Source organism: Pseudoalteromonas rubra, assembly GCF_000967655.1.
Lineage (GTDB): Bacteria > Pseudomonadota > Gammaproteobacteria > Enterobacterales > Alteromonadaceae > Pseudoalteromonas > Pseudoalteromonas rubra_A.
In genome coordinates this window covers 24,783-50,287 of the sequence record NZ_JXYA01000019.1, presented here as the reverse complement: position 1 = coordinate 50,287, position 25,505 = coordinate 24,783, and the positions used below count along the sequence as shown (strand labels likewise).

The following is a 25,505-nucleotide window of genomic DNA, read 5'->3' as shown; positions in this document are numbered from 1 at the left end:
TTGGCTCCCAGTTTAACATAGTTCAGTTTGGTGCAGGGCAAAGCTTAATCCAGCGCCAAATCCCGAGTCATATTTTCCAGATGGTCATCATGAACAATAATATTGTCTTCAATGCGAATGCCGCCAAACGGCTTAAACGCGTCAACCTTGTCCCAGTTTACATACTGTTTGTTGTCGGTCTGTGCCAGGTCGCCCAGCAGTGAGTCAATAAAATACAGACCAGGCTCAATGGTAAAGACCTGGTTGGCTTCAATCTTACGCGTGCAACGCAGGAACGGATGCCCTTCCGGCGGTGCCTGATGTGTACCTAACTCATCTGCCATAAAGCCACCCATATCGTGAACCTGCAAGCCAAGGTGGTGACCCAGGCCATGCGGGAAGAAAGTCGAGGTAATGCCCTGCTCCAGGATCCCTTCCACACTCAGACCACGAACAATGTCGAAATCGATCAGCACCTGCGCAACGCGCTTGTGGCAATCCAGATGTAGCTCGCCATACAGTTTACCTGGCTGTAATGCCTGCCCCAGTTCAATCTGGTGGGTATTCATTACCTTGATCAGTTCGGCAAACTCGCCCTTGCGAGCAAAGTCATAGGTACGGGTAATATCAGACGCATAGCCATTAAAGTTGGCACCGGCATCGATCAAAAACGACACATGCTGCTGCGGGGCGCGGCGCTCAAAATGGGTGTAATGTAAAATGGCGCAGTTCTCGTTCAGTGCCACGATGTTGCCGTACGGCGTGTCGTTTTCCATATGCTCAGTGGCCTGCAGGTAAGCCTGCTGAATGCCATACTCAGACTCTTTGGCATAAAAAGCGTCACGCGCAGCCTTGTGGCCCAGCACAGCCAGGCGGTTGGCTTCACGTAAACAAGTCAGTTCATAACTGGTCTTGTAGGCACGGTGAAAGTGTAGGTAGTTCATCACCGGCTCAGGGTTCATCTGCGTAAAGCCCAGTGCCTGCGCCACTTCCAGATACTCGCCAATATACGCCAGACTGGCTTTGTCGTACGGTAAGAATTGCTCAACCTGATCGGGCTGAAGCAGCAACTGAATATCAAAGTAATCGGCCCAGAAGTCGCTCGGCTCATCCGGTACTTTGTGCCAGAAATCCACCGGACGGTAGAAGATCAACTTAGGCTTGTCTGTGCCATTGACCACCAGCCAGCAGTGTGGGTTATCGATGACCGGTAACCACGCTTTAAATTGTGGGTTCACCTTGAACGGATAATACATATCATCCAGAAACTGGCGCTTGGCTTGCCCTGAGTGGATCACGAGCCCATCCAGATTCTCACGTTCAATAATGGTCTTCGTACGCTGTTGCAGCGTTGCAATATGCTCGGCATACAAGTTTGCTAATTGTTCCATTGGTGTACCCATTTTAATTTAATTCGCTTGTGACTGAGTCTAACATAGCGCCACCGGTTAAAAGAAGTAAAGTGGCCCGCGGTCAGCCCCGCTATCGCGAGACAGACCAACAAACCCGCTTCTACTTACCGCCGATCTGCATATCCAGGATCCCGGCCAGAATGTTCCCTTCACGACCTAACTTAGTATGATAGACCTGCCGGTACGCCATCACGTTTTTCACGTAATCGCGGGTTTCCCGGTAGGGGATCAACTCGATCCATAGCTCTGCTGGCATGGCCTCTTGCGGGATCCAACGCTTCACACGGTGAAAACCGGCATTATAAGAAGCCGTCGCGAGGATCTCATTGCCCTTGTTCTTGCCCTTTAGGTAATCGAGGTAATCCGTGCCAAGACGAATATTGGTGGCGGGCCTCATCAGCTGCCGCGTAGATACCCTTGATTTAGCAACATATTTAGCCGTACTCGGCAAAAGCTGCATCAATCCGTACGCATCGGCGTGCGAGCGCGCATCGGGAGCGAATGAACTTTCTCTGCGGGCAATCGCAAAGCTCCACGCCAGGTCCACATCATTGCGTTCACTGTAGCGCTCAAACAGTTCATCGAAGGCCATCGGAAAACGCAGATCGACATAATTCCACGCCTTGATCTGTGCCAGGGTATAAATGGTACTGTCATACCAGTCGAGCTCCGCGGCCAGCACTGAGGCCGCCAGCTTTTCAGCAGTGCTGGAGGTGTTGGTCAGATAATTCCACTCGCGCCGGGCAGCGGTGAAACGCTCCAGCTCGTATAAGGCTTTGGCGCGCTTAAAGCCCGGCGCCTCAGATACTTTGGCGACGATGCTGGGCGGTACATTGAGCGGTTCAGCATTCAATTGCGCTGGTAACCCCAGCCGCGCTGCCGCCAGAAAGCCATAGTAGTCGCGCTCCGCTGCTATCTGGCGCCACAGTGACTGCGCTTTATCCATCTGCTCACGTTTGGCATAGCTGTAACCCAGCCAGTATTTTTGTCCATGACTGAGATTCTCCATGCCGGTGAACAGCACCGCGATGCCTTCCCAGTCCTGCTCTTTGAGCATATTGCTCATCAGCCACTGGCGCAGCTTTTTATCCTGTAATTCCTGAGGCACTTTATTGAGCCAGAACTTGGCCTGCTCATGACCTTTGGAGGCCAGCGCCAGGGCAAACCGATAGGCCACGCTATCTTGTTGTGCCTGACTAAAGGTGAACATTTCCTGCAACTTGTCCCAGGCCCGCAACGCCAGTTTAGGATCGCGCCAGATCAACCGCCGTACGCCATACACAGCAATTTCCGCCTCTTTGGCCGTACGCTTCTTATATCGGTATAACCCGGCTGCGGCGCTGGGGTCACGACGCACCTTAAGGTACAGATCGGCCAGATAGGCTTGGTTGCGCGGCAACAGGGTTTTTAAATACTTCAGCAACGAGGCCTGACCGCCCTGCGCGGCGCGGGTGATCCTTTGCCACACCAGCGCTTGTGTCCGATACCCGGCTTTTTGCCATTGGCTAAACAACTTGTCGCAGGCTTTTGGCTGTGACTTGCCGACCACCCACAACGGCTCCACCTGATCCAGAATGGCTTTTTCCGGCGCACCCAGGTCCAGCTGGAACTGCAAATAGGTGCACTTCAGCTCGGCATTGCTGGTGTCCTGATAGTGCTCAATAAATAAAGCTTTTTTGTTGCGCCGCTTGAGGTAATTCAGCCAGCTCTTACGTACCATCCAGTCCAGCGGCGTGTGATCGTACACAGATAAAAAGCGTCCTATCTCGTCCTGGTATTTAAGTTTGGGGTGACGCTTATAGAAAGTCGCCTCGACATAAGGCTTGAGCGGATGATCGAGCTCGCCAAGCGAGCGTTTAAAGGCCTGATAATTACCACTCCAGGCCACCCGCTCTGCGTCTTTAAACGCCTGATGCGAGTCAGCAGCCTGACCCAGGTGACTCCAGGCACCACTGCACACCGCAAGGCAGGTGGCAGCAATACGACTAAACCATAATTTCATAGTGCTTTAACTTTCATTCTCTTGATTGGCAGTCAATGTTCTGGGGCGTTTAAAATGCATAAAAATAAGGCCCACTCCAAAACACCTTCCTTTCTCTGAGTTCCCTGCCCGGGCGCACTGTGTGCACACTGAACAGCCCTGTGTTTCACACCAGACTATTGTGCGGCAACTTGCCCGAAGCTTAACGTCCGGGCGAACCCGTCACCCGGAAAATATTCAGCCAAACCACCTTAGCATTGTGCCTAACCCTTTGCAGTAAACCTGCGGTAAATTTTTCATTGCAATTTTCTTTTAAAGACGCCACACTGGATGAAATGACAACTCATCGTACCAGTGTAAAAACACGGGAGAACATGTATGTTAATGAAACGCGAGTCCTTTGTAGTGGATTTCTGCAAAGGCAAAATCGCTGAGTTTAAATTTTGTATGCCAGGTTCGGTCAACAAATTGTCTCAGCAAACCCTGCAAGATTGTCATGCGGCGCTCAAAGAGTTGGCGCAACGCGATGACATCGACGGCCTGATCTTTAGCTCCGACAAAGACCACTTTATTGTGGGTGCCGATATCTTCGAATTTCTGCCTACCTTTGACCGCCCGGAAGCCGAGCTGATTGAGTGGATCAAAGCAGCCACTGACGTATTTGACGCGTTAGAAGATTTACCTTTCCCTACCTTGTCTGCGGTCAATGGCCTGGCACTGGGTGGCGGCTGTGAGTGGGTACTTGCTACCGATTATCGTATTGCCTCTGACAGCGCCAAGATTGGTCTGCCGGAAGTAAAGCTGGGCATTATGCCGGGCTTTGGTGGTACTGTGCGTCTGCCACGCCTGATTGGTGCAGACAACGCGATGACCTGGATCACCACAGGTAAAGAGAACCGTGCAGCCGATGCCCTGAAAGTAGGCGCTGTGGATGCGGTGGTTGCTCAGGATAAGTTGATGGACGCGGCACTGCGTACCATGGAACAAGCGGCAGCTGGCAAGCTGGACTGGCGCGCTAAACGTCAGGTTAAGCTTGACCCGCTGAAAATGAACCGCGTTGAGCAAGGCATGAGCTTTGCGATGGCTGAAGGCATGGTGATGGCCAAAACCAAAGGTCACTACCCGGCTCCTGTGATGGCGGTTAAAACCATCAAGACTGCTGCCAATATGGGTCGCGACGAAGCCATGGCCGTTGAGAACGCGAGCTTCGCTAAGCTGGCCAAAACCGCTGAAGCGGCGGCACAAACCGGGATCTTCCTGGCCGATCAGTACATCAAAGGCGTTGCCAAGAAACAAGCTAAGCAAAGCCAGACTGACATCAAACAAGCTGCGGTACTGGGCGCTGGCATCATGGGCGGCGGTATCGCTTATCAGTCAGCGTACAAAGGCACGCCGATTGTCATGAAAGACATCAGCCAGGGTGCCCTGGACTTAGGCATGGGCGAAGCGGCCAAGCTGCTGGGCAAAAAAGTCGAGCGCGGCCACATGAAGCTGGACAAAATGGTCGGCACACTGGCGCAGATCAAACCGACGCTTAACGACCGTGACCTGGAAGGCAGTGACATCATAGTTGAAGCGGTTGTCGAGAACCCGCAGATCAAGAAAACCGTACTGGCGGGTCTTGAGAAACAACTGCCACAAGGCACTATTCTGACCTCAAATACCTCAACCATTCGCATTGATGAACTGGCTGAAGGTCTGGAGCGTCCTGAGCACTTCTGTGGCATGCACTTCTTTAACCCGGTACCTAAGATGCCACTGGTTGAGATCATTCGTGGCGCGAAAACTTCGGATGAAACCGTTGCCGCTGTTGTCGACTATGCACTGAAACTGGGCAAGTCGCCGATTGTTGTGAACGACTGTCCGGGCTTCTTCGTGAATCGCGTATTGTTCCCTTACTTTGCCGGTTTCAGCCAGCTCGTCGTGGAAGGTGCTGACTTCACACAAGTCGATAAAGTGATGGAAAATGTCTTCGGCTGGCCGATGGGTCCGGCTTACCTGCTGGACGTGGTGGGTATCGATACAGCCAATCACTGTACTGGCGTGATGGCAGATGGTTTCCCAACCCGCATGGCACGTCAGGAAAAAGATCCGGTTGCCCACCTGGCCAACGCCAATCGCTATGGACAGAAAAACCAGAAAGGTTTCTACCAGTATGCGCCTGATCGCAAAGGTCGCCTGAAGAAGAGCAAAGACGCTGACGCCGTTGCCCTGCTGAGCGAGATTTGTGATGCACCGACACAGTTTGACAAACAAACCATCATCGAGCGCTGTATGGTACCGATGATCAACGAAGTTCTGTTGTGTCTGCAAGAAGGCATTGTGGCCTCACCGCAAGAAGCCGATATGGCACTGATCTACGGTATTGGCTTCCCGCCGTTCCGTGGTGGTGCATTCCGTTATCTGGATCAACTGGGTCTGGCAGAGTTCGTAAAAATCGCCGATAAGTACGCACACTTAGGCGAAATCTATCAGGTGTCGGAGCAAACCCGTGAGTGGGCAGCTGCCGGTAAAGTATTCTACAAAGTGGAGGGTCAGTAACATGGAACAGGCAGTAATCGTAGATTGTATTCGTACGCCGATGGGCCGCTCCAAGGGCGGTGTGTTCAAACACAAACGTGCTGAAGACCTCAGTGCCCACCTGATGAAAGGCCTGCTGGATCGCAATCCGGCAGTGGCACCGGATTCTATCGATGACATTTACTGGGGCTGTGTACAACAAACCCTGGAGCAAGGTTTTAACGTCGGTCGTAATGCCGCTCTGCTGGCAGGCATTCCACACACAGTACCGGCAGTTACGGTCAACCGCTTATGTGGTTCATCCATGCAGGCACTGCATGATGCGGCACGTGCGATTATGACTGGCGCTGGCGATACCTACCTGATCGGCGGTGTTGAGCACATGGGCCACGTCCCAATGACGCACGGTAACGACTTCCACCCGGGTCTGTCGACGTCGGTTGCACAAGCGGCCGGAGTAATGGGTCTGACTGCAGAATACCTGGCCACCCTGCACGGCATCAACCGTGAACAACAGGACGCCTTTGCAGTGCGCTCACATCAGCGCGCCCACGCTGCCACGGTTGAAGGCCGTTTTGCGCGTGAAATTTTACCTATGGAAGGCCATGATGCCGATGGTGCACCTGTGCTGGTTGAACACGACGAAGTGATCCGTCCGGAAACCACCATGGAAGGCCTGAGCCAGTTACGCCCTGTATTCAACCCGGCTTCGGGCACAGTGACCGCAGGTACGTCATCGGCTCTGTCTGACGGCGCTTCAGCCATGCTGGTCATGAGTGAATCGAAAGCCAAAGAACTGGGCCTGCCAATTCGTGCACGCGTTAAGTCGATGGCAGTTGCAGGTTGCGATCCGTCTATCATGGGTTACGGTCCGGTTCCTGCCAGCCAGAAAGCACTGAAGCAAGCAGGCCTGAGTATTGAAGACATTGATGTAGCAGAACTGAATGAAGCCTTTGCAGCGCAGTCTTTACCGGTACTGAAAGACCTCGGTTTGCTGGATGTGGCAGATGAGAAAGTGAATCTCAACGGCGGCGCGATCGCACTGGGTCACCCGCTGGGCTGTTCAGGCTCACGGATCAGCACCTCTTTGATCCACATTATGGAAGACAAAGGCGCTAAATATGGCCTGGCGACCATGTGTATTGGCCTGGGCCAGGGTATCGCAACTGTTTTCGAGCGTGTTGAAGACTAACCCGCACCTTATTCCCTAACCGTTTTAACTTGGTGACCAAGGCAAGCTGCTTCGTGTAGCTTGCCTTTTTTCGTGATCGGGCATCTGAACTTGCGTATTTATTTGTCACTTCAGGCGCGTTAGAATAGGCGCTTTATTTTTAAAGGGTACCGCCATGAACTTTGACAACACTGACCACACTCTCGATGCGATAGGCTTACGATGCCCAGAGCCCGTGATGATGATCCGTGGCAAGGTGAGGAAAATGCAGGACGGTGAAACCCTGTTGATCCTGGCAGACGACCCGTCTACCACCCGGGATATTCCCAGTTTCTGTGAATTTATGGATCATACTCTGGTGGCGAAAGAAGTGGATAGCGTCCCTTATCGCTACCTGGTGAAGAAAGGGAAATAACAGCAAAGCTGGTGCAACAGCCCCACCAGCTGTTTTTATTTTAGGACTATACGAGAATTGGACATTCGATGCACGTGATCCAACCACGATCCCAGCTTGCCATCACGTGTTGATTTTGCCCACCATTAACAGCAGGTGTTGCCTGATGCGCAATGACTTGCTTATCTGAAAGATTTTTTACCGTTTTTTTATTTAGTTTGATTTTCATTGCATTTCCTTGTTTTTACATTGATTAACTCGGAATTAACAATAACAAAGCAATTCAAAAAGCTCAATATTCAAGCGAAATAAATTCCCTATATTAATCGCGCTGCACAATGATCTGTGGAGTTGCTCCTCTTAAGTCCAGTGAAATTCGATACCACCCCTTTCTGTCGGGCATAAATCCAAAGTAGTTGTACACCGTATCACAGTCTGCTGCCAGCGGTTTACCCAGGCTCACCTTGCCATCATAGCGAAAGCCGCAGTTGTAACCCGGCGTCCATTTCGCATCGGCAACTTTAAATTCGTACACTTTGCCTGGACTCATGAAGCGTACCCGAACACTGTACACTCCTGTCTGAGTCTGTGTTAGCCGATAGACTTCGTCTGCATCCCACAAAGTAAAATCGCCACGTAAATACATAGGCCTGTCCATCACAAGAGATGCACCGGTGCTCGTTGTCGCCTGCCCGGAGGAGTTATCCGCTGGCTGATGTGGGGCCGTCGAGCAGGCGCTTAAACCCAATGCCATTGCCAAAGCGATGATGTGCTGTTTCATTGTTAATCCCGATCACAAAAATAAAAGCCAGCACGTATGCTGGCTTGTTTTAAGATTGGCTGTCTTAGTTTTGTAAGACAGAGATGTCCGCCGTATTGAGGAACAAGCGGCTCAGCTGGCTAAGCAGTGCGAGGCGGTTTTGCTTAACCGCTTCGTCGTCTGCCATGACCATGACGTTATCAAAGAAGTTGTCTACCGCTTCGCGCAGGCTTGCCAGACGCGTCAGTGCTTGCTGGTAATCCCCTTGCGCGTAAACCGGTGCCAGCTCAACAGTCAGTGCCGCTACTTCCTGGGCCAACTGCTGCTCTGCAGCTTCTGACAACAAGGCCGAATTCACCTCAGCGTCGCTGGTGATATTGTTCTTCGCCAGAATGTTGTTAACGCGCTTATTCGCCGCCGCCAGTGCGTCTGCCTGCTCCAGCGTTCTGAAGTGACTCACAGCTTTCACACGGCGATCGAAGTCAACCGGCTGAGAAGGACGACGCGCCAGTACAGCCTGGATCACATCCACGGCAATGCCTTCATCCTGATACCAGGCACGGAAACGACCCAGCATAAACTCAAACACCTCTTCGGCCACATTGTCGTTAGTGAGCTTATCACCGAACAGTGTGCGAGACTTTTCGACCAGCGCATGAATATCCAGCTCGAGCTCTTTCTCAACCATGATACGCAATGCGCCAATGGCAGCACGACGCAGAGCAAACGGATCTTTATCGCCTTTTGGCGTCTGACCAATACCAAAAATACCCACCAGGGTATCAAACTTATCCGCCAGTGCGACCGCACAACTGATTGGGTTTGACGGCAAAGCATCACCGGCAAAGCGCGGCATATATTGTTCGTTCTGCGCGACAGCGACCTCTTCGGCTTCACCGTCGATACGTGCATAGTGCATGCCCATCACGCCCTGTACATCGGTGAACTCCATAACCATTTCGGTCATCAGATCGGTTTTACTCAACAAGCCTGCACGTTCAGCCAGTGCTTTATCGGCACCCAATTGCTCAGCAATAAAACCAGCCAAAGCAGCAATACGCTCAGACTTGTCTTTTAACGTACCCAGCTGTTTTTGGAATAATACCGTGCCCAGTGACTCCAGGCGGCTCTCCAGGGTTTTCTTCTTATCGGTTTCAAAGAAGAACTGCGCATCCGCCAGACGCGGGCGAACCACCTTCTCGTTACCTGAGATCACCACGCTCGGATCTTTACTTTCGATGTTAGATACGAACAGGAATTTGTTGATTAACTTGCCCGACTGGTCCAGCAGCGGGAAGTATTTCTGATCGTCTTTCATGGTGTAGATCAGCGCTTCAGCAGGAACTGACAGGAACTCTTCCTCAAACGAGGCCACCAAAGTTACCGGCCACTCAACCAATGCCGTCACTTCTTCCAGCAGGTCTTCATCCATCGCCACAACCGCGCCCAGCTTGTCAGCCTCTGCGTTGATCTGCTCGCGAATGAGTGCCTTACGGGCTTCGTAGTCGGCAATAACATACGCCCCTTTGAGGGTCTCAAATGCGTCATCAGCGTGGTTAATGCTGACCCGCTCAGGATGGTGAAAACGGTGACCCTGAAGCTGGTTTGAAATGGTTTTACCTAATACTTCGCCTGCAACAACCTCACTGCCGAGTAACGCAGCCACGGTGTGCACCGGGCGAATAAATTGCGTTTTGTTGGCACCCCAGCGCATGGGTTTAGGGATAGGCAGTTTAGCCAGTGACTTAGCAATGGCATCTGACAACAAAGCGCTCGCCTGCTGACCGGCTACGGTTGCGCGGTGTAGTAACCAGGCACCTTTGTCGGTTTCCAGAGTTTCGGCTTCTGATACTTCAATACCACAGCCACGCGCCCAACCCATCGCCGCTTTAGTCGGATTACCGTCGGCATCGAAGGCCGCTTTGGTTGCCGGACCACGCTTCTCAACTACTTTGTCCTGTTGCTGGGTTTGCAAGTTCGCTACTTTTAAACCCAGGCGACGTGGTGATGCGTACCAGCTAATGTCTTCAAATGCCAGCTCAAGGCCGGTCAGTTCCGCCTGCATATTCTCGGCAAATGATTCTGCCAGCTTACGTAAGGCTTTTGGTGGTAACTCTTCAGTACCAATTTCAACTAATAGATTTTCTGTGGTCATGATTAATCCTTACAAAGCGGGAATCCGAGTGCCTCACGGGCCTCATAATAAGCCTGGGCACACGCCTTAGACAGCGCACGCACGCGTAAAATATAACGCTGACGTTCTGTAACAGAAATAGCATGACGCGCATCCAACAGGTTGAAGGCATGCGATGCTTTCATCACCTGCTCGTAAGCTGGTAAAGGTAATCCCGCTTCAATCAGCTTCTGGCTTTCCAGTTCACACTGATCGAACTGCTTGAACAACGCATCCACATCCGCATGTTCAAAGTTGTAGGTCGACTGCTCCACTTCGTTTTGGTGGAATACGTCACCATAAGTCACACGACCCATAGGACCGTCGGTCCAGATCAGATCATAGATGCTATCCACACCTTGTATATACATGGCCAGTCGCTCTAAACCATAGGTGATCTCACCCGTAACCGGCGAGCATTCCAGGCCACCGACCTGCTGGAAGTAAGTGAACTGAGTCACTTCCATTCCGTTTAGCCAAACCTCCCAGCCCAGACCCCAGGCACCCAATGTTGGTGATTCCCAGTTGTCTTCAACGAAACGCACTTCATGAGTCAGGGTATCGATACCAAGTGCTTGCAGTGAGCCCAGGTACAGCTCCTGAATGTTTTCAGGCGATGGCTTCAGTACCACCTGGAACTGATAATAGTGTTGCAGGCGATTTGGGTTTTCACCGTAACGACCATCGGTCGGACGGCGACAAGGTTGTACATACGCGCTCGACATTGGCTCCGGGCCAATCGACTTTAGGAAAGTCAGAGGATGAAACGTCCCCGCACCCACTTCCATATCCAGTGGCTGCGCGATCACACAGCCTTGCTGCGCCCAATAGTCCTGTAAAGCCAGGATCAACCCTTGGAAGGTTTTGATATCGTATTTTTGCATAGTTGGCTTATTTTTGTATGGTACATGGAACCCAGTTTGGCCTAATCACTGCGGGCCAGTTTGGGCTAATAATGTCTGAAAATTATGCTCAGTATACCGCGAGCGCCGCGCCGTTTTAAGCGTTATCACTAAAAAAGCGCGTAAAAAGGCACTCACAGGTAAGTTGCTCATCCCCTGAATTTTGTGCCGTTTCCGTAGCAACTCAAACCCTACTCGGTGACAGAGCCCCTATAACGTAAAAAGCCACTCGCGGTGGAGTGGCTTTTCGAGGATTAGTGACAAGTCGTAACTTGTTTATACATCCAGATTCACAACGCGCAGTGCGTTTTGCTCGATGAAGTCGCGACGAGGTTCTACCTGATCACCCATCAAGGTTGCGAATAACTGATCGGCCGCAATCGCATCTTCAATGGTTACGCGGAGCATACGACGTGCCGCCGGGTCCATAGTGGTTTCCCACAGCTGATCCGGGTTCATCTCACCCAGTCCTTTATAACGTTGTGTATACAAGCCACGTTTAGATTCGGCAATCAGCCAGTCCAGTGACTCAGCGAACGTTTCAACAGGATGCGTCTTTTCACCCCGCTGTACATAGCCGCCTTCACTGATCAGGTGCGCTATCGCCTTACCCGTGTTTACGATACGAACATAGTCTTTTGAAGTGATAAAGTCATAGTTCAGCGTATAGGCCTTATCTACACCGTGCTGGCGAATGTTGACCACCGGGTAATACATGTGACGCTCGTCATCGAAGCTGACTTCGGCACTATAGATAGTGGCATCTTCGTCATACTTGTCCAGGTCAGCAACAAACGTTTTTATCCACTCCGTCACCTTAGTTTCATCACTCAGGTCTGCTTCACTCAGCTCATTCTGATATAAGAGACGAGACATCATCGCGCGCGGATATTTACGCGTCAGGCGGTCGATGACATTCAGCGTTTTCTGATAATCATGCACCATGTTTTCCAGGCGGTTACCTGAGATGGCTTCTGCGCCTTCGCTCGCATAGATACTTGCGCCATCCAGTGCCAGGGTAGTCAGGTAATCTGTCAGTGCATGGTCATCTTTAATGTAGCGTTCTTGCTTACCTTTTTTCACTTTATACAGTGGCGGCTGTGCAATGTAGACATAACCGCGCTCAATGATCTCAGGCATTTGACGATAGAAGAAGGTCAGCAGCAGCGTACGAATGTGCGAGCCGTCGACGTCCGCATCGGTCATGATAATAATACGATGATAACGCAGTTTTTCCGGATCGTATTCGTCACGGCCAATACCACAACCCAGTGCCGTGATCAGTGTGGCAACTTCCTGCGAAGACAGCATCTTATCAAAACGCGCCTTTTCAACGTTCAGGATCTTACCTTTCAGTGGCAAAATGGCCTGGTTTTTACGGTTACGGCCCTGTTTGGCCGATCCGCCCGCTGAGTCACCCTCCACGATGTAGAGTTCAGATTCAGCCGGGTCACGTTCCTGACAGTCAGCAAGTTTGCCTGGCAGACCAGCTAGGTCCATAGCGCCTTTACGACGTGTCATTTCACGGGCTTTACGCGCCGCTTCACGGGCACGTGCAGCATCAATGATCTTGCTTACAACGGTTTTAGCATCACCCGGATTTTCTAGTAGATACTCTGTTAGCTTTTCAGCCATTGCTTGTTCAACGGCGGCCTTCACCTCACTTGAAACAAGCTTGTCTTTGGTCTGTGAAGAGAACTTAGGATCAGGCACTTTAACACTTACTACAGCCGTCAAGCCTTCACGCGCATCATCACCTGTCGCATTGCTTGCTGTTTTAGCTTTCTTGTTAAAGCCTTCTTTTTCCATGTAGTTGTTTAGCGTACGAGTTAGAGCACTACGGAAACCTGCTAAGTGCGTACCGCCATCGCGCTGAGGAATGTTGTTAGTAAAACAGTAAATATTTTCCTGGAAGCCATCATTCCACTGCATAGAAACTTCAACACTAATACCGTCTTCACGCTCTGAAGTGAAGTTGAATACATTTTGATGAACAGGCGTTTTTTTACGGTTCAGGTATTCAACGAAAGCCTGAATGCCCCCTTCGTATTTGAAGTGGTCTTGCTTGTTCTCTTCACGCTCATCACTCAGGATAATGCTTACGCCAGAGTTCAGGAAAGACAGCTCACGAAGGCGTTTTGCAAGAATATCGTAGTGGAAGTTGGTATCTGAGAAAGTCTCGGCGCTTGGCCAGAATCGTAATTCTGTGCCCGTGCTTTCAGCTTCACCAATAACACCCAGTGGGGCATCCGGCACACCCATAGTGTATTTCTGCTGATGCACTTTGCCATCACGGCGAATTGTTAGTTGTAGTTTTTCTGAAAGTGCATTTACAACAGAAACACCTACGCCGTGTAGGCCACCTGATACTTTATATGAGTTGTCATCGAATTTACCGCCGGCGTGTAGCACGGTCATGATGACTTCTGCCGCAGAGACCCCTTCTTCCGGGTGCAGTTCCGTTGGGATACCACGGCCATTATCGCGTACTGACACAGAACCATCGGTATGGATGGTAACGAAGATATCGTCACAGTGCCCTGCTAACGCTTCGTCGATTGAGTTATCAACGACTTCGAAGACCATGTGATGTAGTCCAGTACCATCATCAGTGTCCCCGATATACATTCCCGGACGCTTCCTTACCGCATCCAATCCCTTCAGTACTTTAATACTCGATGAATCGTAATTATCAGACATGGTGTATTCCAATTATTTTGTTATTAAGCGGCCATGTTCCACGTGGAACATCTCAACATTTCGTTTCATGGGTTCCACAATGGCCTGGATACTTTCGGAGTTTATTGCAGTAATAAACAGCTGTGACTGACATTCTGCAAGTAAGTGCGCGATGCTGAGCATCGTATCCTGGCTTAACTCCGAAGGTAAATCGTCGATCAGCAATATGGATTGCTTCTCGGTCTCGGCCTCAATCAAATTATTCTGTGCGATTTTTAACGCATAGAGGGTTAACTTTAACTGACCCCGAGACAGTATATTTTCAACGCCGTGACCATTTGCATAAAAATTAAAGTCGGCTTTATGCGGTCCCTTAGTTGTATAGCCAAGCTTGCTATCCCGCTCTAGCTGGGCATTTAGCAACTCGGCCAAGTCCCCTTTCCAGCCTGCGTCATAGCGCATTTCAAGGCCTTTAAAGATGGGGCTTATGACCCCTATCTTATCAAAAAAATGCCGCTCAAACCTACTTATATACGCCTTTCTGAACATATTTATTTGTTCCGCTAGGCGGACAAATTCTCGGTCCCAGGTGCGTATCTGAAGCTGGTACTGAACAGGCTTACTCTTGAGCAATGCGTTGCGCTGTTTGAGTACTTTATTGAAGTCTTTCCAGACACTATAAAACTGATGTTCCACGTGGAACACACCCAAATCGAGAAACTTTCTTCGCTCTTTTGGCCCGCCAAAAAACAACTCATAACTCTCTGGTGTGATCACTTGCGTCGGCAGGATTTGTGCAAGTTCGGCAATTTTACGACTAGACTGACCCTGGATCCTGAGCTGAGTCTCACCTTGCAAATCTTTGCTGATGCCGATGGGGATCGACAAACTGTGCAGTTGCTTTTTACCATGCACAACGCACTTGGTCTGCTCATGACGGATCATGAGTTTATGTTTGTTGGTTCTGAATGAGCGCCCGTTAGACAGGAAATAGATGGCTTCGAGCAGGCTGGTTTTTCCGCTGCCATTTTCACCGAGAATGATATTGATCTGATCGCTTGGTGAAAAAGAAAGAGCCTCAATATTGCGAAAGTTATTGAGGCTAATTTGATTTAAACTCATTTAAGAGCACACACCTAAAACTACAGGCGCATCGGCATAACAACATACATCGCAGAATCGTCGCTCGCGCCTTCAATCAGGGCACTGCTGTTGGTGTCTGCCAATGTAAATTGCACGTCTTCGGTTTTCAGGGTGTTTAATACATCCAGTAAATAAGACACGTTAAACCCGATTTCCAGGTCATCGCCCTGGTACTCAACTTCAACGGTTTCTTCCGCTTGTTCCTGCTCCGGATTGTTCGCACTGATCTTCAACATGCCATTCGACAAGTTAAGGCGCACACCACGAAACTTTTCATTCGACAGAATAGACACTCGCTGAAATGCACTGCGTAGCCATTCGCGATTCGCAGTCACCAGCTTATCGCCACCACGAGGCAACACCCGTCGGTAATCAGGGAAACGTCCGTCCACCAGCTTACTGGTCAATGTGAACTCAGGGTCTAGAATACGGATGTGATTACTACCAAACTGAATGGTTAATGGCTCATCGTCTGCTGGTAACAAGCGCATGATTTCTTGCACGCCCTTGCGTGGGATGATCAGCTGACGTTGCGTGTTCAACGATGCTGCTAACTGGTGCTGCGCTATCGCGAGTCGGTGTCCATCGGTTGCGACTGTTTTAATCTCGCTATTATCGACCTCTAAAGACATCCCGTTCAGATAATAGCGGACGTCCTGATTGGCCATCGAGAAATGCGTGGCTTCCAACAACTGGCGTAGCTCAAGTCGGGTGATCTGAAATTCGACTTCGCCATCCCACTGTTCGAGATTCGGAAAATCTTCTGCGGCTAAGGTGGTCAAAGAAAAACGGCTTTGCCCGCTCGTTAGCAATAATTGATGCTCCTGACTGCTCAATTGCAGTAAAGAACCATCCGGCAAACTTTTACATATATCGAGTAATTTTTTTGCTGGCAACGTAATACTGGCATCTGCAACTTGCTCTTCCAGCGTCACATTCGCCACCAACTCAATCTCTAAGTCGGTGCCCGTCATCGATAACACGCCATTTTTCACTTCGACCAACACGTTGGACAATATAGGTAGCGTGTGTTTTCGTTCAATGGCACCCGAGACCTGCATCAAGGGTTTTAAAAACTGTTCTCTTGAAATCGTAATTTGCATACTAGGCCCTTAAGACGACAATGTACGGATCAGGTTTTGATAATCTTCTTTTACCTCGTGACTTTCATCACGCAGTGCTTTGACTTTACGGCACGCATGCAACACCGTAGTGTGGTCGCGCCCGCCAAAAGCATCACCAATCTCAGGCAAACTGTGGTTCGTCAGTTCTTTGGACAACGCCATTGCCACCTGCCTTGGACGGGCTACTGAACGGCTACGGCGTTTTGATAGTAAATCTGAAACACGAATACGGTAGTACTCAGCCACGGTGCGCTGAATATTGTCGATGGTGACCAGCTTATCCTGTAATGCCAGCAGGTCGCGCAGTGCTTCTTTTACAAACTCAATAGAAATCGGCCGACCTGTAAAGTTCGCATTGGCGATCACCCGGTTTAGTGCCCCTTCCAGCTCTCGCACATTAGAGCGCAGCTTTTTAGCAATGAAAAAAGCCACTTCATGCGGCAGATTAATATTACTCTGCTGTGCTTTTTTCATCAGGATAGCAACTCGGGTTTCCAGTTCAGGCGGCTCAATGGCAATGGTTAAGCCCCAGCCAAAACGAGATTTAAGCCGGTCTTCAACCCCTTCAATTTCTTTTGGGTATCTGTCCGATGTCAGAATGATCTGCTGGTTACCCTCTAATAAGGCATTAAAGGTGTGAAAGAATTCTTCCTGAGATCGCTCTTTATTGGCAAAAAACTGAATGTCATCGATCATCAAAGCATCGACACTGCGATAGTAACGCTTAAATTCTTCAATGGCGTTATTTTGCAATGCTTTAACCATGTCCTGAACAAAACGCTCGGAATGCATATAAACAATTTTTGCGTCCGGCTTTTTATCTATGATGCCATTACCAACGGCATGTAACAGGTGAGTCTTACCCAGCCCGGTGCCGCCATATATAAAGACAGGGTTAAATGCCGAACCCGGGTTATCAGCAACCTGGGTCGCAGCCGCCTTGGCTAACTGGTTAGACTTACCCTCAACAAAGTTATCAAAGGTATAGTTTTCTTTGATGTTGGACTTAACCCCAGATTTAGGGGCTGGCTCAACTTTAGCTGTACTAGGGGCACCCGCTGGTGATGCAGCCGGCTTAGCCACGCTTCCGGCCTGAGCGCTTTGGGCACTCTCGCCAGAAGCGGGAGCATGATTGACAGCACCGATTGGTTTACTGCCAACATCAAAACGCAGCTCTGGCGCCTCGTCACCACAGATCTCCGTCAGCAACTCGCTGATACGGTTTAAATACTTTTCTCTCACCCAGTCCAAAACAAACCGATTTGGCGCATAGATGGTTAAGGTATCTTCGGTACTTTCTGCTTGTAGTGGTCGCACCCACATATTGAACTGCTGAGAAGGCAGCTCATCTTGCAAAACATATAAACAACTTTGCCAAACCGACAGATACACGTCGCACTCCGAAATAGTTAATATTCCCGTACATAAAAACTCAGGATATCGCCAGATTTACCAACAAGGTTATACACAGCTAATCCAAAGGATCGACGGAAATGCTTGTTTATTATCATAAATACATAGGTGGAAGCCGGGTATTATGAAGGGATCTTATCCACAACATCAATATTGACTTTTTTAAAATTCAGGTTCTTTCCTAGAAACAAACGCATCCGCTTGTTTTTGTTGGTATTTTATTTTTCACCCTGTTTACTGATCTTAGCAAAAATACGCCAGGATCTCATCTAAAAAACACGATCATTTTAAGTTTTCCAGAGGATGTTGCCACTTTTCACCCAGGCTGTGTGGAAAACCTCTTTTCGATCCGATCCGAGTTGATCACACCCACATACACAGATCAGATCTGATCTCATGGCGCAAAATGGATCCACTAATGGGTCCACTATTGTGCGATTTTGATCCCACAATGATTGCTATAAAGGTATAATGCGCTGCGTTTACCTCAGGGGATAACCGCCAGAATGACCGTTTTTTGTTATTTATGGCTAAAATCTATGCTTGATGGCGCGATTATGATTGACTTTCCTACGCCGCGGCATTAATATCTCGCGCTCGCAATGGCACCTGTGCCAGGATCGCGACCTGCATAGGATGTTTTAAACTTTAACCGATCGGATGGATTAGTTATGAAAAGAACTTTTCAACCTAGCGTTCTTAAACGCAAGCGTACTCACGGTTTCCGTGCACGTATGGCAACGAAGAATGGCCGTAAAGTACTAGCGCGTCGTCGTGCTAGAGGCCGTAAAGTACTTTCTGCTTAATATATAAGTGGAAGACTTTAGCTTCAGCAGGGAGTTACGTCTGTTAACTCCCTCGCATTACTCCCGAGTTTTTAACGAACCCGCTCGCGCAGCCACTCCTTATTTTACACTTTTAGCTAAACCCAATGATGTTGGACATCCACGTCTGGGACTTACCGTGGCTAAAAAACGTTGTAAAAAAGCCTGCCAACGCAATCGCATTAAACGTCTTGCCCGTGAAAGCTTTCGCCTAAACCGTCATAAACTGGACAATATTGATATTGTACTGATGGTCAAAACCGGCGTTGATGAGCAAACCAATGAAGAGCTCAGCAAACAACTGGCAAAATTATGGCGTAAAGTAAATGAGCGCTGTAAACCAGGTGCCCCTAAGCCACCACCGCATAAACGTCCGGGTAAAAAGCGTCCAGCGTCTAAGCAACGTAATCCCAAACCGACTAAACAGAACGATAAATAAATTCAAGTGTCACGACTTAGCCCGTCCCGCATCGGCTATGCTCGCTACAATTTATTCAGTTCATCATACGCGACTGTGGCTCGACGATTAATCGAGTTCAACTTATTGTGATTTCGCTAAAATCGCATGGTGCTCAATGGCTATTTTGACCCCGATAAGGTAAAGTTAGCTCACCTTTTAATCGCCAATTTCCCGCTGTTTTTTGGGAATTGGTTATCAGTTCTGACGGCATCACCATGAATCACTCCCCTTCCACACTATCATCGCGCCTGAGGCAGCAATGTATAAAGTGGATCCGGTGGCCATTTAAGGTATGCCAGACACTGATCAAAACACTGCTATTAGGTGTGATCCGTTTTTATCAGCAATTTATTAGTCCGCTGCTGGGACCACACTGTCGCTATACACCCACCTGCTCTCATTATGCAATTCAGGCAATTAATTTACATGGAATTGCAAAAGGGAGTTGGTTAGCGCTTAAACGCATATTAAAATGTCACCCTTTAAGTGCAGGCGGGTCTGATCCCGTGCCTGCTAAATCAACGCAAGATAAACAACACGAGAAATAAGAGCTGTTATGGAATCGCAACGCACGTTTTTATTTATCGGCTTGCTGCTGGTTTCCTTTTTACTCTTCACAGAGTGGTCAAAGGAACAAACCGCAGCCAATGCTGATACCAGTGCCGTCACACAACAAGTGGCCGGCCCCGCAAACAATGACCAGGCCGACGTACCGGCTTCCAGTCAGGCTGATGTGCCAATGCAGGCCACTGTGGCTACTCGCTCAGTCATTTCGGTAACCACCGATGTACTGGCAGTGAAAATCGACACCCGTGGCGGTGACATTGTTGAGGCGAAATTACTACAGCACGCCGAAACCCATGGCAGCGACCAGCCTTACCTGTTACTGGGAGAGTTTGAAGGCAAAGAGTACTTTGCACAAAGTGGTTTGATTGGCCTGAATGGCCCGGATGCATCAAGCCAGGGTCGCCCGGTCTATCAAAGCGAACAAACCAGCTACACATTAAGCGGTGATGAGCTACGTGTACCGCTGACGTTTGTCGACAGCAAAGGCGTGCAGTTCAGCAAAACCTTTGTATTCAAGCCGGGCCAGTATGATGTCGCACTGGAATACGATGTAACTAACCCAACGGCTGATCCTGTTCAGGTGCAACTGTATACCCAAATCAAGCGCACGGTTCAGGAAAAAGGCAGTATGGTTGACCAGACTTATCTGGGCGCAGCCTATGGCACCAGCGAAGAGCCTTATGAGAAATACTCTTTCTCTGATATGGCCGATGCCAACCTGAATAAAAATACTCAGGGTGGTTACGTTGCCTTTATTCAGCACTACTTTGTTAGTGCCTGGGTACCAGGTCAGGAAAAGAACAACACCATTTACAGCTCACTGCGTAATAACAACAGCATCATAGGTGCAAAAGGCGAAGCAACCAATATTCAGGCCAATGGCACTGCACAGCTCACCGCCACTTACTACATGGGTCCAAAAGACACTGACGCACTGGAAGCGCTGCATGAAGATCTGGATCTGACAGTCGACTACGGTTGGTTATGGTTTATTTCGCAGCCGCTGCTTAACCTGCTGAAGTTCTTGTACAGCATTATCGGTAACTGGGGTCTGGCCATCATTGCGATTACCTTAATCGTAAAAACGTTGCTTTACCCACTTACCAAAGCGCAATACACCTCTATGGCGAAGATGCGTATGCTGCAACCGAAAATGCAGGCACTGAAAGAGCGCTATGGCGATGATCGTCAGAAATTCGGTCAGGCAATGATGGAGATGTATCGTAAGGAAAAAGTAAACCCTATGGGCGGCTGCTTCCCGCTGTTACTGCAAATGCCTATCTTCCTGGCACTGTTCTATGTATTCCTGGAGTCAACAGAGCTGCGCCATGCCGAGTTTATGCTGTGGCTGACAGACCTGTCTTCAAAAGACCCTTACTATGTACTGCCAGTCCTGTTTGGTGCCAGTATGTTCCTGACTCAGAAGCTGCAACCTATGACAGTGACTGATCCAATGCAGCAAAAGATGATGACCTGGATGCCGGTTATCTTCTCTGTGTTCTTTATCTGGTTCCCGTCTGGCCTGGTATTGTACTGGCTGGTCTCTAACCTGATCTCAATTGCCCAGATGCTGTATATCTATCGTGGCATGGAGAAAAAGGGCATGAAGGTCCGCGGTTAATACGCAATACAGATAATCAAGAAACGGTCCATCGCGGGCCGTTTTTTTATGCTCGCGATAACATCCAACGGCATATCGGTCTCACAGTCTCACAGTCTCACAGTCTCACAGTCTCACAGTCTCACAGTCTCACAGTCTCACAGTCTCACAGTCTCACAGCTCAGCTTAATCATTAAAATCAATATCTTGATAAAATTTTAGGTGGATTTTATGCCACTTTGATAGGCAGATTGAGATCCATGCAGCACGCTATTCTGCATCTTAACAACTTAGCGAGCACAGTATGTTTGACCCCCCTCTGTTAGACGCATTAAACACACCGCACCTCAGCTGGTGGCTATTGCCGCTGGCTTTATTCAGCGGTGTGCTGACCAGCTTTACGCCCTGCGTATATCCTCTGCTGCCCATTACCCTGGCTTCACTGACCAGATACCGCACCCAGGCACTGGCACCACTGCAGTATTGTCTCGGCTTTGCTGCTGTCTATGCCCTGCTGGGTGGCGTTGCCGCTTACAGTGGCAGCCTGTTTGGGGTAGTGGCCTCCAACCCCTGGGTGCAAGTTGGTTTTGCCAATCTGCTCATGTATCTGGCCCTGGTCAATAAAGGCTGGCTGACTTTTCCGCGCTTACCGGGCCCTGCATTTCAGGGCTCGCAAGGGGCGCTGCTGATGGGCATGACCAGTGCGCTGGTGGCCGCACCTTGCACTTCTCCGGTGCTCGGCGGCTTGCTGCTGTTTGTGGCCACCAGCGGGCAGCCGATATTCGGGGCGCTGCTGTTATTTAGCTTTGCACTGGGTATGAGCACCCTGCTGTTGCTGGCCGGACTGAGCAGTCAGTTTGTGGCGCGTTTGCCGCGCGCTGGCGCCTGGCTCAATCACGTGCCCACCATCAGTGCGCTGTTACTGCTCATGATGGCGCAATATTTTCTTATTCAGGCCGGCAAGAGCTGGCTATAACGCAAGGAGACCATTATGGAAACCATTATGAAGACTAATCTTAAGACATTCCTCACAGGCATCGTATTACTGGCACTGTCGGCCACCGCCTCGGCCAAACCTTATCCCCCTTTGCAGGCCAGAACATTAGCAGATCAGCCAATCTCAAGCAGTGGCAAAATCACCTACCTGAAATTCTGGGCCACCTGGTGCGCCTATTGTGTAGAAGAGATGCCCCTGCTCCAGCAGGCCTTCGAAAACAGCCAGGAAAGTTATCAGGTCATTGCCGTCAATGTGGGCTTTAATCAGACCGTCAAGGGGGTGAAAACCTATTTAAACCGCTATGGCTATCGGTTTCCCACAGTGTTTGATGCATCGGGTAGCATTACCCGCCAGTATCGGGTAACCGGCACACCTCAGCATATTTTGCTCGATGCCAGTGGCAAAGAGATTTACCGCAGCGCCCTGTTAACCGATGAACTCAGACAGCACCTGGCGACACTGACAGGAGACAAACTATGAAGTTACACAACCCGATCACCCTATTACTGAGCCTGACTGCGCTATTGCTCAGCCAGCAGTCAATCGCCGCCCCGGTTGAGTACATCTTTATTAATCTCTGGGATGAGTACGTGCAGCAAACCCCTTTGCCGGATCCACACCCCGATATCGAGCGTCGCTTTCTGCACCCGGACATCAACATAGATAAACCCAGTGTGGATCAGTTTACTGCGCTGTTCCCTGTCTATGACGGTCTGAAAATAGACACCCACAATCAGCTGGCGATCCGCTATGGCGTGAGACAAACTCCCTATCGGCTGGTGGTAGAAGGAAAAAAAGTAATCACACGAGAGGCGCTAATCAAGGCCCCACTAGCGGCACACGCAGACCAGCCCGCTCAGGATCAAACGCTTCAAACCTTATCCGGGCACCCTTTTGATCCCACCCGCCCGGGTGCGGGCTTTCGGGTATTATTCTTCAGCGACAGCCTGTGTCCGTTTCAGCATATCCCGAATTGCGAGCGCAGGATCGCACAGAATAACCATCTGTCAGCCAATATCGACTACCCGGTAATCACCGTGATCAAACCGTTTTATGTGGATCACACTCAGGTCAGTGCCTATCAACAACGCTTTAACGTTAATCATGAGATCGTTTTTGACAGCCACAATCAGCTGTTCAGACGCTTTGAGGTGACAGATTTACCCTACTGGGTAGTGCAAAACAGGCAAGGTAAAGTCATTTACCGCGCAAATCAGGTGCCGCCTTTACCTTTATAGCGCCCAGTTGCTCTGACAATACACGCTGTAGGGTTTGTCGATAACAGCTGTCACCAACTCAAATGGCGGCACTATTGCAGCTCTGATCCAGGTAAGCTGATTGATCAGTGCTGCACTGTTGGGGCGTGTGGCCAGTTGATCGCTTAACTGCTTTGACAAGGCATGATCATGAACCATAAAAGCCGCCACCGCACCATATAAAAGCTCCAGGTGACTGGCCTGCTCTGGCGCAGACAATAAAGTCAGTGCCTGTTTCGCCTCACCCCGGCGTAAATGAATATACATACGTGTGTAACGGGCATAGCCCTCAGTCTCAACCAGCTTGAGCTGCTGATACACCGCCTGTGCGCTTCTCACTAACCCGTCGGCCCGTACCAGTTCATCTTGCTTTATCAGACTCCACCCCAGCATCAACTGGGCATGCGCAGCGGTGAGGGTGGATACCTGCTCCCAGCCTAACAACTGCTCGAAGGTCTCTATGGCAGTTGCGAGTCCCGGCGCGCCATCCTGATCCAGTGCGCCATCCATAATGGCCATGCCGCGCAGCAGCCAGTGTAATTCATAGTGGGGAACAAACTGCGGATCAGGCTCCACCTGTGCCAGATAAGCCTGTGCCTTGTCACGCTGATGTAGCTGAATATAGTAAAATACCAGGTAAGTGAGTATTTGCTTTTGTAAGTAGACATCACCCAGTTCCGATGCAATCTCCAGCGCTTCCAGCAAGCTCGGCTCACTCTGCGCAACCGGCACCAGATAGTTCTGCCCATAGGCAAATAAAGCCCGCGCCAGTAAATTGCGCCGAGGCGACTGACGGTAAAACGCTATCGACTGTGCCAGCACCTGCTTGCTGCGTTCTAAGTCCAGTAAACGCTTGGTTTCGGGCCCGGTGGCGGGCGGATTGGCCAGATAAAAGGCCTGTTGTGCGTCACGATACGCCAAAGCACGGCTGCCAATTAACGCGTATGCTGAATTCAGCGCTTTGGCGTAGGCATCCCACTGCTGGGTGAGCCAGAACAGCTCGGCCTGTAGCTGATACGCTGTGGCCAGTTGCTCCAGCAACTGGTGACGCTGCGCAAGCGTCAGCCCATGCTGCACGGCAGTCTGCGCCTGCACATAGTCGCCCAGAGCTTTATTAAACTCAGCCAAGTACAAATAATGGCGAACCCGTATGGCAGGCTCTGCAGCATTCAGATCCATCGCAGCAAACAAGGCCCGCGCCTTCGCCAGCTCACCTTGTTGCCAGGCAATGCGCGCCAGTTCAAGTTGCGCAGCCAGATGCTGCGGATGCTGGATAAGGGTTGCCTCAAAATAGGATTTAGCCAGTCTGTTGCCCTGCTCATCCAGCGCCTGTAATCCGCGATAATAGTCTTGCGAAGCAACCTGCTCCGACTTGCGCGCATTTTGCCCATCAGGCAATAAAGCCAGTGCTGTAATGATCTGCTCAGCAACGTTATCAAACCCCATATCCAGCTGCTCAACCACGATTTTTTGTTGCTGCCGGGCGGTATGAATAGTCAGCACGTAACGCTGTTGCTGGCGCGATAAGGTAAGCGCCACCTGCCTGCTGTCATCCTCTTTAGTCGACTGCGCAGCCGGGATCAAACGGTATTCAGATTGCAATCGTGTCGTCAATGCCGCGTGCAGCGCATAGCCCCACCAGGCATTGGCGGCGACCCCGGTTTGGTTGTCCAGAGGCAAAATAGTTAAAGCGGGATGGGCAAGCTGCGCCGACACCGGGGCAGGATCTGTATGAGTGAATAGGGCAATAACACCGCCACCAATCAGCAAGGCGGCACTTAACAGCGCACTCAATAACACCTTGTGCTTGCTGTGCTTTGGCTGTGTCAGCGGGCAGATCCATTGATAACCCTGCTGCGGTATGGTGCGGATAAAGCTGGGCTGCTGTGCATCATCACCCAGTGCCTGGCGCAGCTCCGTCATGCTTTGCGTCAGCGCCGCATCACGAAACTCACCGTGTTGCCACAGTGCCTCCAGCAATGCCTCGCGGGATATTACTTGCTGCGGTCGTGCCAATAAATACTGTAATAACTGAGCAACTTTAGGGCGCAGCACCACCACTTGCTGATCTTTTTTTAATACCAAGCTATCGCTGTCAAAGCGATACTGAGCAAATACCACCACAAGCTATATCCTTATCTCTGAACCGC

The 25,505-nt window shown here is 50.2% G+C and carries 21 protein-coding genes; 10 read left to right on the top strand and 11 right to left on the bottom strand.

The features are described 5' to 3' along the window. Positions 1-44: 44 nt before the first annotated feature. Positions 45-1,370, bottom strand: a complete 1,326-nt coding sequence (pepQ, locus tag TW77_RS09555) for a Xaa-Pro dipeptidase (RefSeq protein ID WP_046004755.1) — start codon at positions 1,368-1,370, stop codon at positions 45-47. Positions 1,371-1,491: 121 nt separating this feature from the next. Next, a complete protein-coding gene (locus TW77_RS09550) occupies positions 1,492-3,393 on the bottom strand; it encodes a transglycosylase SLT domain-containing protein (protein ID WP_052713133.1) in 1,902 nt (633 codons plus the stop codon). Between the two features lie 357 nt (positions 3,394-3,750). Here TW77_RS09550 and fadB point away from each other — a divergent pair, with 357 nt between their 5' ends. The 3 genes from fadB (at position 3,751) to tusA (ending at position 7,478) form a co-directional block, all read left to right on the top strand. Beyond that, positions 3,751-5,913: a fatty acid oxidation complex subunit alpha FadB gene (gene fadB, locus TW77_RS09545; RefSeq protein ID WP_046004754.1), complete on the top strand. Its 2,163-nt coding sequence runs from the start codon at positions 3,751-3,753 to the stop codon at positions 5,911-5,913. A 1-nt stretch (position 5,914) separates the two neighbouring features. Next, on the top strand, positions 5,915-7,084 hold the full coding sequence (fadA, locus tag TW77_RS09540) for an acetyl-CoA C-acyltransferase FadA (protein WP_046004753.1): 1,170 nt from the start codon (positions 5,915-5,917) through the stop codon (positions 7,082-7,084). Between the two features lie 154 nt (positions 7,085-7,238). Beyond that, a complete protein-coding gene (gene tusA / locus TW77_RS09535) occupies positions 7,239-7,478 on the top strand; it encodes a sulfurtransferase TusA (RefSeq protein ID WP_046004752.1) in 240 nt (79 codons plus the stop codon). A gap of 46 nt (positions 7,479-7,524) precedes the next feature. Here tusA and TW77_RS25145 read toward each other — a convergent pair whose 3' ends face one another. The 8 genes from TW77_RS25145 to dnaA all read right to left on the bottom strand — a co-directional run bounded on the left by TW77_RS25145 (position 7,525) and on the right by dnaA (position 17,630). Next, positions 7,525-7,686, bottom strand: coding sequence for a hypothetical protein (locus TW77_RS25145; protein WP_156158640.1), 162 nt, complete (start codon positions 7,684-7,686; stop codon positions 7,525-7,527). Positions 7,687-7,779: 93 nt separating this feature from the next. Further along, complete coding sequence (locus TW77_RS09530) at positions 7,780-8,238, bottom strand: hypothetical protein (RefSeq protein WP_046004751.1); 459 nt, start codon at positions 8,236-8,238, stop codon at positions 7,780-7,782. A 64-nt stretch (positions 8,239-8,302) separates the two neighbouring features. After that, complete coding sequence (gene glyS / locus TW77_RS09525) at positions 8,303-10,372, bottom strand: glycine--tRNA ligase subunit beta (protein ID WP_046004750.1); 2,070 nt, start codon at positions 10,370-10,372, stop codon at positions 8,303-8,305. 2 nt (positions 10,373-10,374) lie between these two features. Then, the gene (gene glyQ, locus TW77_RS09520; RefSeq protein ID WP_046004749.1) at positions 10,375-11,274 is read right to left on the bottom strand and encodes a glycine--tRNA ligase subunit alpha; all 900 of its coding nucleotides are present in this window, start codon (positions 11,272-11,274) and stop codon (positions 10,375-10,377) included. Positions 11,275-11,568: 294 nt separating this feature from the next. Beyond that, positions 11,569-13,992, bottom strand: coding sequence for a DNA topoisomerase (ATP-hydrolyzing) subunit B (gene gyrB, locus TW77_RS09515; protein WP_046004748.1), 2,424 nt, complete (start codon positions 13,990-13,992; stop codon positions 11,569-11,571). 12 nt (positions 13,993-14,004) lie between these two features. Then, positions 14,005-15,093, bottom strand: a complete 1,089-nt coding sequence (recF, locus tag TW77_RS09510; protein WP_046004747.1) for a DNA replication/repair protein RecF — start codon at positions 15,091-15,093, stop codon at positions 14,005-14,007. 20 nt (positions 15,094-15,113) lie between these two features. Further along, positions 15,114-16,217, bottom strand: coding sequence for a DNA polymerase III subunit beta (gene dnaN, locus TW77_RS09505; RefSeq protein ID WP_046004746.1), 1,104 nt, complete (start codon positions 16,215-16,217; stop codon positions 15,114-15,116). Positions 16,218-16,226: 9 nt separating this feature from the next. Continuing rightward, complete coding sequence (gene dnaA / locus TW77_RS09500) at positions 16,227-17,630, bottom strand: chromosomal replication initiator protein DnaA (protein WP_046004745.1); 1,404 nt, start codon at positions 17,628-17,630, stop codon at positions 16,227-16,229. A gap of 692 nt (positions 17,631-18,322) precedes the next feature. Here dnaA and rpmH point away from each other — a divergent pair. The 7 genes from rpmH to TW77_RS09475 all read left to right on the top strand — a co-directional run bounded on the left by rpmH (position 18,323) and on the right by TW77_RS09475 (position 23,337). Next, the gene (gene rpmH, locus TW77_RS24770) at positions 18,323-18,457 is read left to right on the top strand and encodes a 50S ribosomal protein L34 (RefSeq protein ID WP_010384852.1); all 135 of its coding nucleotides are present in this window, start codon (positions 18,323-18,325) and stop codon (positions 18,455-18,457) included. A gap of 7 nt (positions 18,458-18,464) precedes the next feature. Then, complete coding sequence (rnpA, locus tag TW77_RS09495) at positions 18,465-18,914, top strand: ribonuclease P protein component (protein ID WP_046004744.1); 450 nt, start codon at positions 18,465-18,467, stop codon at positions 18,912-18,914. A gap of 236 nt (positions 18,915-19,150) precedes the next feature. After that, complete coding sequence (gene yidD, locus TW77_RS24765) at positions 19,151-19,483, top strand: membrane protein insertion efficiency factor YidD (RefSeq protein ID WP_235414488.1); 333 nt, start codon at positions 19,151-19,153, stop codon at positions 19,481-19,483. Positions 19,484-19,491: 8 nt separating this feature from the next. Next, positions 19,492-21,123, top strand: a complete 1,632-nt coding sequence (gene yidC / locus TW77_RS09490) for a membrane protein insertase YidC (protein WP_046004743.1) — start codon at positions 19,492-19,494, stop codon at positions 21,121-21,123. A 283-nt stretch (positions 21,124-21,406) separates the two neighbouring features. Next, complete coding sequence (locus TW77_RS09485) at positions 21,407-22,078, top strand: cytochrome c biogenesis protein CcdA (protein ID WP_046004742.1); 672 nt, start codon at positions 21,407-21,409, stop codon at positions 22,076-22,078. A 15-nt stretch (positions 22,079-22,093) separates the two neighbouring features. Further along, positions 22,094-22,579: a TlpA family protein disulfide reductase gene (locus tag TW77_RS09480; RefSeq protein ID WP_082078895.1), complete on the top strand. Its 486-nt coding sequence runs from the start codon at positions 22,094-22,096 to the stop codon at positions 22,577-22,579. Then, positions 22,576-23,337, top strand: coding sequence for a TlpA family protein disulfide reductase (locus TW77_RS09475; RefSeq protein WP_046004741.1), 762 nt, complete (start codon positions 22,576-22,578; stop codon positions 23,335-23,337). Before TW77_RS09480 ends, TW77_RS09475 begins: the two co-directional genes overlap by 4 nt. Here TW77_RS09475 and TW77_RS09470 read toward each other — a convergent pair. Further along, positions 23,332-25,479, bottom strand: a complete 2,148-nt coding sequence (locus TW77_RS09470; protein ID WP_046004740.1) for a winged helix-turn-helix domain-containing protein — start codon at positions 25,477-25,479, stop codon at positions 23,332-23,334. The genes TW77_RS09475 and TW77_RS09470 overlap by 6 nt on opposite strands. Positions 25,480-25,505: the final 26 nt, after the last annotated feature.

What these genes read in the sequence shown, in the direction of transcription:
- yidC (WP_046004743.1), top strand. Translation starts at nt 19,492, where the DNA reads ATGGAATCGCAACGCACGTTTTTATTTATCGGCTTGCTGCTGGTTTCC.
- TW77_RS09530 (WP_046004751.1), bottom strand. Translation starts at nt 8,238, where the DNA reads ATGAAACAGCACATCATCGCTTTGGCAATGGCATTGGGTTTAAGCGCC.
- fadB (WP_046004754.1), top strand. Translation starts at nt 3,751, where the DNA reads ATGTTAATGAAACGCGAGTCCTTTGTAGTGGATTTCTGCAAAGGCAAA.
- yidD (WP_235414488.1), top strand. Translation starts at nt 19,151, where the DNA reads ATGAATCACTCCCCTTCCACACTATCATCGCGCCTGAGGCAGCAATGT.
- TW77_RS09480 (WP_082078895.1), top strand. Translation starts at nt 22,094, where the DNA reads ATGGAAACCATTATGAAGACTAATCTTAAGACATTCCTCACAGGCATC.
- fadA (WP_046004753.1), top strand. Translation starts at nt 5,915, where the DNA reads ATGGAACAGGCAGTAATCGTAGATTGTATTCGTACGCCGATGGGCCGC.
- TW77_RS09485 (WP_046004742.1), top strand. Translation starts at nt 21,407, where the DNA reads ATGTTTGACCCCCCTCTGTTAGACGCATTAAACACACCGCACCTCAGC.
- rpmH (WP_010384852.1), top strand. Translation starts at nt 18,323, where the DNA reads ATGAAAAGAACTTTTCAACCTAGCGTTCTTAAACGCAAGCGTACTCAC.
- glyS (WP_046004750.1), bottom strand. Translation starts at nt 10,372, where the DNA reads ATGACCACAGAAAATCTATTAGTTGAAATTGGTACTGAAGAGTTACCA.
- tusA (WP_046004752.1), top strand. Translation starts at nt 7,239, where the DNA reads ATGAACTTTGACAACACTGACCACACTCTCGATGCGATAGGCTTACGA.
- TW77_RS25145 (WP_156158640.1), bottom strand. Translation starts at nt 7,686, where the DNA reads ATGAAAATCAAACTAAATAAAAAAACGGTAAAAAATCTTTCAGATAAG.
- TW77_RS09475 (WP_046004741.1), top strand. Translation starts at nt 22,576, where the DNA reads ATGAAGTTACACAACCCGATCACCCTATTACTGAGCCTGACTGCGCTA.
- recF (WP_046004747.1), bottom strand. Translation starts at nt 15,093, where the DNA reads ATGAGTTTAAATCAAATTAGCCTCAATAACTTTCGCAATATTGAGGCT.
- pepQ (WP_046004755.1), bottom strand. Translation starts at nt 1,370, where the DNA reads ATGGAACAATTAGCAAACTTGTATGCCGAGCATATTGCAACGCTGCAA.
- TW77_RS09550 (WP_052713133.1), bottom strand. Translation starts at nt 3,393, where the DNA reads ATGAAATTATGGTTTAGTCGTATTGCTGCCACCTGCCTTGCGGTGTGC.
- dnaN (WP_046004746.1), bottom strand. Translation starts at nt 16,217, where the DNA reads ATGCAAATTACGATTTCAAGAGAACAGTTTTTAAAACCCTTGATGCAG.
- gyrB (WP_046004748.1), bottom strand. Translation starts at nt 13,992, where the DNA reads ATGTCTGATAATTACGATTCATCGAGTATTAAAGTACTGAAGGGATTG.
- glyQ (WP_046004749.1), bottom strand. Translation starts at nt 11,274, where the DNA reads ATGCAAAAATACGATATCAAAACCTTCCAAGGGTTGATCCTGGCTTTA.